The organism is Moorena sp. SIO3B2 (assembly GCF_010692525.1).
Classification (GTDB): domain Bacteria; phylum Cyanobacteriota; class Cyanobacteriia; order Cyanobacteriales; family Coleofasciculaceae; genus Moorena; species Moorena producens.
Genome location: NZ_JAAHHE010000264.1, coordinates 1 through 8,584, shown reverse-complemented (window position 1 = coordinate 8,584; position 8,584 = coordinate 1). Strand labels below are relative to the sequence as shown.

Sequence of the window (8,584 nt, the reverse complement as noted above, 5' to 3'; positions counted from 1 at the left end):
GAATTCGCCTGCGGTACAACAAACATAGATTACTCCGCCGCCCTTTACAACGAATTTCAAAAAATCCGCAGTTACAAGACAACCCAATTTGAAATTGACCCCTCCGGTTTTGAAGTAAAAACCACCCATGAAGCAGCATTTAAAGAAGTCAAAATTGACCTACCAGACAGTTGGGTAAGAGGATTTCTACAAGTCAGTTCCGCCATGGCCTTACCCGCCACCACCTTTGACTTGCAGCCCATGGATATTCACAATATCTGTTTTGTGTTGCGTCGCCACAAAGAAAAAACTGGCCCACGGGGAATGCGTTACCATCTCAAACCAGGAGAACCCGTGCGAATAGTATTTGAGCCTTGGAACATCGAAGTAGTCTGTTCGCGATCGCCCTATCAAGGTTCATCAGAACAGGTCATCCGAGTTTGGGGACGCCGCCGCCTCCACATCCTAGAACGTCTTATCCCCATTGCCAACAAATTTACCATTCACCTACTCGGAACCGGTATGCCATCCTTTTATGTAGCTGACCTAGGGGATATGTCCTTTACCCTCGGCTTATCAGGATGGACAGCTAACGATTGGGCACAAGCGGGTAACTTTGACTTAATGGCACCCCGTGCAGATGTAGACCAGTGGACTCAACAACTCATTTTTGACGCACTCAGAGAAAACTGGGTCGAAAGTCCCCACAGTCTCGCCCAGCGCTTAGACTTAAGCCCGACTGCTGTCCTAGGTGCCTTAGGAGCTTACACCCAAGCCGGACGAGCCATTTACGACTTAAACAAGCAAGTATATCGAGTCCGGGAACTATCTCGAGAGCCCTTACCCATGGAACGGTTACGGTTTGCCAATCAGCGAGAAGAAACAGCAACCCGCTTCTTAAGTAACAATGCCGTACAAGTAACCTCAGTAAAAGACACTCAAGGTACACTCCAGCTACAGGGAAATGTCAGAGATAAAAGCAAAACCTATAATCCCGCTTTGACAATTGATCCCGATGAGCGTATAATAGCGGCAGAGTGTACCTGTAATTGGTATCAGCAAAATAAGCTGTACAAAGGTCCTTGTGAACACATTCTGGCGTTGCGGATGCAGCACGCTCGTCAGTCTCAATAAATCACGTCCATTCCAGCAGTTGGTAAACAGCCTTGCAATCTGGGCGGTGGATCGCCGTCCCTGCGATAAGTTCAACCACGCATCACTAGCCTGCTCGTGACTGTGCGGGCTATCGGGTGCTATCGCTATTACGGTTTCGTTTTCCTAAAACTAATTAGCGATAGCACCCGAGCCCGCTTGAGTTGAGCAGTCTAGTCCGAGGGAGTTTACGAAGGGGTAACCAACGGATTGGGCGTGTTTTTTTGGTGTTGCTTAATCTGGGAATGGTTAACCAGAAAAGGTAATTTTTTGAGATTTGAAATATAGTCATTTCAAATAACAATGGAACACTTTTTCGTATGAAACCCAATTAGAGCAATAAATAGTTTTCTCAATATAAATTGAAATGACTCTAATAAATAAGAAGGGCATTGCTTGATTGAGCAATGCCGATACTTTTGCTCCATCTTGGATAGTGAGTTGAAGAATTGATGGTAGAATTACATTCTCTTTTACCTAAAACTAATGAATCGAGTTGCCCAACTAACCATAAAAAAACCATTAACAATTAACGATTTAGGCTCCGCCAATCTGAATATTGCGCACCCGCACCGGCACACAAGCATGGGTCATTTGAGCAATTTGTATCGGTTCGCCTTTACCACACATATGGGTACCAAACTGCTCCTGTTCCGAAGCCACTCCAATAGCATCAACACTATTCCAGAAATCAGTACTCATAGAATGATAGGTAACATCCTTGAGCATTCCCACTACTTTACCTTTCTCCACCTTCCAGAAAGCATCTCCACCAAACTGAAAATTACGTCGCTGCTGGTCAATGGAGAAACTACCTCTACCATCAATTAAAATCCCTTCCTCAGTCTCAGCAATCATTTCTGCGAGTGTGGCAGAGTGACTTCCTCCCTCTGCTCCCGGTTCTAACCCTAAATTAGGAATCCGCACCATCGGTACACTTGACCAACTATCCGCGTAAGCGCAACCGTTACTACTGGCATTACCTAGTCGATAAGCGGTTTCCCGGTCAGTGAGGTAGTCTACTAAAATGCCATCCTTGACAACATACCAATCTTGTGCAGGTACCCCCTCATCATCATAGCCTAAAGTACTACGTCCCCCCGATTGAGTGCGATCGCATTTAAAATTCACCCAAGGAGCAGCATATTGCAGCTTGCCCAATTTATCAGTAGTGGCAAAGCTAGTACCAGCAAAATTCGACTCATAGCCATACACCCGATCTAGTTCCGTAGGGTGTCCCACCGATTCATGAATCGTTAGGTGGAGATGACTAGGCTTCAGAATCAGAGTGCTGCGAATACCAGAAGGTCCTTTAGGAGCATGAACCTTCTCTATTGCTTCTTCTGCTACCCGTTCTACCTGATTCAAAAGGTCTGGGGGTTGAATATGCTCGTAACCGATATTTAAAGGTGGACGCTCATAGCTACGGCTTTGAGCATCCCCATTAGCAACTGCTGTACAACCCATACCTGGATAGCTGCGGTAGATAGTCTGTTCAATTAGGGAATCAACAGTAGACGCAAAAATCTTGTCTTCACGAGTAAAACGCAGGAAAGAGTAAGCCTTTTTAATTCCGCGATCGCTATAGCTAAGCAATTGATTATTGATACGCAATAGTAAATCTGCTTTCTCAGTAATTGGTATAGTAAACGGGTCAATTTCGATCGGAGTAATATAGGTATCGCGATAGGCTTCTACTGGGGCTAATCTTACCTGTGTTTGCTGAGACAGGCGGCTACCTTTAGCAATCTCCACAGCTAAAGCCACCATTCGTTCCACTTCCTCTGGAGTTTTATAGGGACTAGCCGCAAAGCCCCAAGCGCCCTTTAGTAACACTCTTACTCCAAAACCAGAACTAACATTATCACAGAGTTGGCTAAGGGAGCGATCGCGTGCAGTTAAGTTCTGATTACGGTAAGTACAAATACGGATATCTCCATACTCACAACCAGCTTTACGAATTAAATCAATCCCTAGTGTCGCCAAGTCTCTCGCCAAGTCAGTAGTCGTAATTGGTGCTAAGGCTTTTATCATTGTATGTAAAGTATGTAAATAATGTTTAAGAACAATGCCTAATATGGATTAAAGTTGCTATAATCGCACTGGCTAGATTATGATTAACCTAGCCCTCTCCTCATTTTAATAAACGTCAGTAAAATCAAGGTCGCTGGTTGTAAGCATTCAGCCTAATCCTAAAAGCAATAAGAACCAATAATAAATCAGCGTCTTTCTGGTTGTCCACAATCAATCATGTACTCCCACCCCTGGGTCAAATGCCTGAGTTTTCCTTGATTATTGATATCAAAACTATCGGCTAATCTCAAATAGCTTCAGGAATTATACATCTAGTTAGCTGGTAATAGTTAATTGGCTCCCGATTATCCATTACCCATTAGCGTTGACCACAAGGTATTCGTATTTAACTTGTTACCAATGGCGACCTGTCATCCCAGCAGGCGGAACCAGTTACCCTCTATTATCTTCCTAAAAAAAATTATATAAATTAGAATTTATACAGATTACAATTACTTAAAAAAAACTATGCTTACTGGTTCAATGTTAACAAAAATAATCACAATTTTTACCGCAATGGGAATGAGTGTACTTTTAGTAAAATCAGATTTATACAAGAGATTTAACCCTGAGCAATCTTACGCCACAGCAAATAACTACCATACCCAAGAAAACAAAACTGTAACCAAGATGGAATTTGGCCAGACTAAAGATGATCAGAAAGTTTATCTCTATACTTTAACCAATACCAATGGTTTAGTAGCTAAGATAACCAACTATGGTGCGACTCTTACTGAATTACACTTGCCTGATAACAGCGGTCAGCTAGACGATGTAGTGCTGGGATTTGATAGTCTAGAAGATTATTTTACGGCTAAGCGCTACCTATATTATGGTGCAATTGTTGGTCGCGTCGCTAATAGGATTAAAGATGCTCAGTTTACTCTCAATGGTGAAAAGTATGAGCTAGCTGCTAATGCCGGTTCCCATCACATACATGGTGGTAAAAAGGGTTTTGACAAAGTGGTTTGGAAAGCTGAACCGATTAACAGTAGCCAAGGACAGGCACTAAAACTAACTTATCTGAGTCCTGATGGAGAAGAAGGATATCCAGGTGATTTGACAGTTACAGCCATTTACACTCTGACTAACGATAATCAGTTAAAGCTGGAAATGACTGCTACCACTAACAAACCTACTCCTGTCAACTTGGTGAATCATTCCTATTGGAACTTGGCTGGTCATGGTTCTGGGAATATTCTAGGACAATATTTAACGATCAATGCCGATAGATATACGCCTACCAACGAACAGCGAATCCCTACAGGAGAGATTAAATCAGTTAAAGATACACCTTACGACTTTACTCAGCCTCAGTTGATTGGAGATGGAATTAATCAGCTTAGAAATACCCTAAAGCAAAACTATCCAGGAGGCTACGACCTCAATTATGTCTTGAATGGAGAATCAGAAAAAATCAAACTCGCAGCTACTGTATATGAACCAAAATCTGGTCGGGTGATGGAGCTTCACAGTAATCAGCCAGGAATACAGTTTTTTTCGGGAAATCTTCCTAAGCTTAGAACTGTGGGTAAAGGAGATGTTGTTTATACAAATCATCAAGGTTTGTGCCTAGAGACACAACATTTTCCTGACTCAGTCAATCAGCCTAACTTTCCTTCGGTTATCTTGCATCCAGGTGAAACTTACCGACACCTAATGGTTTATAAATTTTACACCAAACAAAATAATCTAGGAGAAATTATTGCTCCCAATACTCAAGTTGAAAAAGTAGCAGGAGGTTTTAAGTTTACTGAAGGACCTGTTTGGCATCCCGACGGCTTTCTGCTATTTAGTGACATCCCAGCTAATACCATTTATAAATGGCAACCAGATCAAAAAACCGAGATTTTTCGTCAACCTTCTGGCAATGCTAATGGTAATACGTTAGACCGCTCAGGGCGTTTAGTTACTGCCGAACATAGTAATCGTCGTCTATCCCTAACACAGAAAGATGGAAAAATCATAACTCTAGCTAGTCACTACCAAGGGAAGCGGCTGAATAGTCCCAACGATCTAGCAGTCAAATCAGATGGTAGCATCTATTTTACTGATCCTCCCTATGGCATCAAATCCGAACAAGAAGAATTAGGGTTTTATGGTGTTTATCGTCTAGCACCAGATGGCACACTAACCCTGCTAGTTGATGACTTTGTTCGCCCTAATGGTATTGTCTTTTCCCCAGATGAAACTAAATTATATGTGAATGATTCAGAAAGAGGTCATATTCGGGTTTTTGATGTCAAGCCAGACGGGATGTTAGAGAATGGAAAACTTTTTGCCGAACTGAAACCTCCTAGTAAAGAGGGGGCAGCAGATGGTATGAAGGTAGACATCCAAGGAAATGTTTACAGCACTGGACCTGGGGGAGTTTGGATTTTTGATCCCAGTGGCAACCTACTGGGCATTATTGAAGTGCCAGAAGCTCCCGCTAATTTAGCCTGGGGTGACAGTGACTACCAAACCCTTTACATTACAGCAAGAAACAGTCTTTACCGTATTCGTCTTAAAATTAAAGGGATGCCCTAGAAAGTTATAGCAATTCTCCTGGATTAATCAGATACTTAGTAGGAGTATAGAATTCATAATTCAGATTAATAATACTGAATTTGTAGGATGGGTAGAGCGATCGCAAAACTGATTCCAGCCTTACTACACGTTACTAAATGGAGTCTCAAGGCGACGTTACAAAGCCGTGACCCTTACAGCGGTACGATCAAGACGGGGCATTTTAGCCTTAATGACCGCTGTGGCTTGGTGACTCACTATCCCCCTGGTAAACCCTACGACAGTATGTTAGAGGCTTCCTTTGCTAAGCGTTGGGAATCTCAGAAAACTGAGTGGGTCTTAGAGCGAGAAGTGGATTTAATTCCGATTCCTGGTAGTGTGATGGTGCCCGACTTTCGGATTGTTCATCCTGATGGGCGAAATTTCCTATTAGAAATTATTGGTTACTGGCGTCCAGAATATTTAAAGAAGAAATTCGCTCAGGTGCGCAAGGCCGAATGTGACAATTTGATTCTGGCGATTTCGGAACGGTTAAATTTGGAGAAAGCTGGGGTGACGGTGAAGAATTTGCCAGCTCAAGTTGTTTGGTTTAAGGATAAACTTTCACCGAAAGCTGTGTTGGAGCTTTTGGAATAGTTTGGGAAAAGGCAAAGTTGTTGAGGGTGATAGCAGGGAGTCGGGAGTCGGGAGCGGTGCGACCCCTGGCGAATTTAATTACGGGTCAAGCGCACCGAGGGAGTCGGGAGCGGTGCGACCCGTGGCAAATTTAATTACGGGTCAAGCGCACCGAGGGAGCAGGGACTTCGGAGCAGGGAGTAGGGAGTAGGGAGTAGGGAGCATAAACCAGGAAACAGCAATGCAGCGTGAGACCGCGCTGCATCAAGACAGGGGTAATAAAATTGGATTTATAGCAATCGCCAGGGCAGTTAGGACTTTTGTCATGTCCTAACTGCCTTGGCGACTGCTATATGATCAGCTTTAAGCTCTCTAAATCCTTTTGTCCCTCGAAATAACCTGTTACACAGAGGACAGACATACCCATTTAACTGGCTATTAAAATTCTGCCTAAAGTAAGCTTCTTGCCAAGTTAAGGGAAAAGTTCTTCGCCGAGGATTACAGGGAGATAGTCCTTCAGGTAAATCAACCAATTTTATGTTTATTTCTTCAAAATAATTCTAACAATTTCAACAGCTTTATCGCACTGTTGCTTTTGTCCTTTTTGTTGACTCCATCGACCTTTTGGTTCTGGGTATCCATTGTTTTCATCAAGTAGCTCTCTGGCTTTATTTCGAGGGCTACGAATGAATTCACCCGCATGATTCCATTGTGTGTCTGATACCTGTTCGGGAGATATTTTTAGCTCAGCAGCTCCGGCTATAAACAAAGCAAGCTGCTTGTACTTATCGACACTAACTCCAATAAGTTTTTTTGATAAAATAGATTTCATCCAATCAACAAATATGGTAAAGTATTCTTCCGAAATAACTTCAAAATTTGAAAGTATTTGTTTACTTCTTTCTTCTTTTGGATCTTCTTGATACTGGAGTTGACTACAGTAAATATCTAAAGCGTTATCAGTTGAGCCGTTAAAAGACATTTTGAGATGAATCGGTCTTTTCAATAAATCATCAAGTTTTTTACGTTCAAGACAGATTAAGTACCACAAGAACATCAATGATGGTGTTTGACCTTTTGCTTTTTCTTTACCCTCCCACCATTGGTACCAAAGCTTTCTAGCGTCAGGAAATTTATCCCAAGGATTAGAAAGTCCTTGTCTTTGCGCTAACTCAAGCATTCGTTGAGAAGGCTTTATAGTAGAGTTAGAATCGTTGGAATCCTCATCTTCACTAACCTCTTCATTAGTTTGCTCAGGATTATCATGAATTCCAACTAAACGAATAAAGGTTACACTTTTAGATTGACTGTAATAAGCTAAACGAATATCTTGACCAGAAAGAGGAGTTCCTCCTTCGTTGATTCGTCTAAATATTTCTAGCTTAGTTTGTAACTCTATATTTTTAGGAAGATAAATTATAGTCAGCGGATAATCTTTAAATATATATTTAAGGTCTTCCTCCAATTCGCTGTATTTTTTGCCGGTATATAGATGAGAGTCTGGTAGTATATAGTCAATAGTTTTATCATTACTTATCGAAAATTCATTATTACAAAAACTTCTGATAGTGTTGAGTCGCTGTTGCCCATCAACAACTTCGCATTTTCGGTTATCATCTTCACAAAAGAAGAAAGCTGGAATAGTAAGATTGTTAAGAATAGACTCAATAAAAAGTGATTTTTTTCTAAGGTTCCATTGATTAGCATCTCTCTGGTAATCAGGAACATAGACACGCCCATTTTCTAACCTTGCCAAGATGGTTTCTATGCTTTCGCTTTGAGATTTTGTGGTGTCTTGTACTAAAGGTTTAAACATACAATCTCCTTCTGATCTTTACTATCATGGATTCTAGATCATCGGTAAGCATTCAGCCGTCAGCCTTCAGCCGTTGGCCACGCTGCTTGAGGTGCTTATTTTCTTCAAAAGCACCTCAAGTAGCACCATCTGTAGCGCTAATCGCTGACCGCTGATAGCTGATAGCTGAAGGCTTACTATCATTCTTTATAGTTACATAGTTTTCTGTTAAGATTGTAACATAGTTCCCTGTTAACATTCCAAACTAACAAGATTATCTGTAGCAAACCAAAATACTCCCCATGGCGATAGGAAAACAATAGGATTTTTGACCTATATAGCAATTCTCATAGCTATGAGGTACACAATTTCTGGATTTTAGGGAACAGCGGATCTGGAAGGTGGTGCGTTACGGGACGCGCTGTTCCAAGGGCGAACAGGTGGAAAATCAGCGCGAGCCCG

5 protein-coding genes and 1 pseudogene are annotated in these 8,584 nt (G+C 41.9%); 4 read left to right on the top strand and 2 right to left on the bottom strand.

Annotation, left to right across the window (positions count from 1 at the left end; translation table 11 throughout):
- Nucleotides 1-1,113, top strand: a 1,113-nt coding sequence (locus F6K38_RS30475; protein ID WP_287358797.1) for an SWIM zinc finger family protein, incomplete at its 5' end; no start/stop codon positions are given.
- A 555-nt stretch (nucleotides 1,114-1,668) separates the two neighbouring features.
- On the opposite strand, the gene F6K38_RS30470 is transcribed toward F6K38_RS30475, so the two are convergent.
- Nucleotides 1,669-3,165, bottom strand: a complete 1,497-nt coding sequence (locus F6K38_RS30470; RefSeq protein WP_008184862.1) for a TldD/PmbA family protein — start codon at nucleotides 3,163-3,165, stop codon at nucleotides 1,669-1,671.
- A 507-nt stretch (nucleotides 3,166-3,672) separates the two neighbouring features.
- On the opposite strand from F6K38_RS30470, the gene F6K38_RS30465 reads away from it, so the two are divergent.
- Together F6K38_RS30465 and F6K38_RS30460 are read left to right on the top strand one after the other, a co-directional pair.
- Entirely contained in the window at nucleotides 3,673-5,733 is a 2,061-nt protein-coding gene (locus F6K38_RS30465) for an aldose epimerase family protein (RefSeq protein ID WP_008184864.1), read from the top strand.
- A gap of 84 nt (nucleotides 5,734-5,817) precedes the next feature.
- A pseudogene (locus F6K38_RS30460) lies at nucleotides 5,818-6,348 on the top strand (DUF790 family protein); the annotation flags it as partial.
- A 520-nt stretch (nucleotides 6,349-6,868) separates the two neighbouring features.
- On the opposite strand, the gene F6K38_RS30455 reads toward F6K38_RS30460, so the two are convergent.
- Nucleotides 6,869-8,143: a GmrSD restriction endonuclease domain-containing protein gene (locus F6K38_RS30455; RefSeq protein ID WP_008184870.1), complete on the bottom strand. Its 1,275-nt coding sequence runs from the start codon at nucleotides 8,141-8,143 to the stop codon at nucleotides 6,869-6,871.
- A 26-nt stretch (nucleotides 8,144-8,169) separates the two neighbouring features.
- Here F6K38_RS30455 and F6K38_RS30450 point away from each other — a divergent pair, with 26 nt between their 5' ends.
- The gene (locus F6K38_RS30450; protein WP_267872040.1) at nucleotides 8,170-8,298 is read left to right on the top strand and encodes a hypothetical protein; all 129 of its coding nucleotides are present in this window, start codon (nucleotides 8,170-8,172) and stop codon (nucleotides 8,296-8,298) included.
- Nucleotides 8,299-8,584 lie beyond the last annotated feature (286 nt).

Bases quoted from the DNA above. Each gene is read 5' to 3' on its own strand.
- F6K38_RS30455 (WP_008184870.1), bottom strand. From the start codon at position 8,143: ATGTTTAAACCTTTAGTACAAGACACCACAAAATCTCAAAGCGAAAGC.
- F6K38_RS30465 (WP_008184864.1), top strand. From the start codon at position 3,673: ATGCTTACTGGTTCAATGTTAACAAAAATAATCACAATTTTTACCGCA.
- F6K38_RS30450 (WP_267872040.1), top strand. From the start codon at position 8,170: ATGGATTCTAGATCATCGGTAAGCATTCAGCCGTCAGCCTTCAGCCGT.
- F6K38_RS30470 (WP_008184862.1), bottom strand. From the start codon at position 3,165: ATGATAAAAGCCTTAGCACCAATTACGACTACTGACTTGGCGAGAGAC.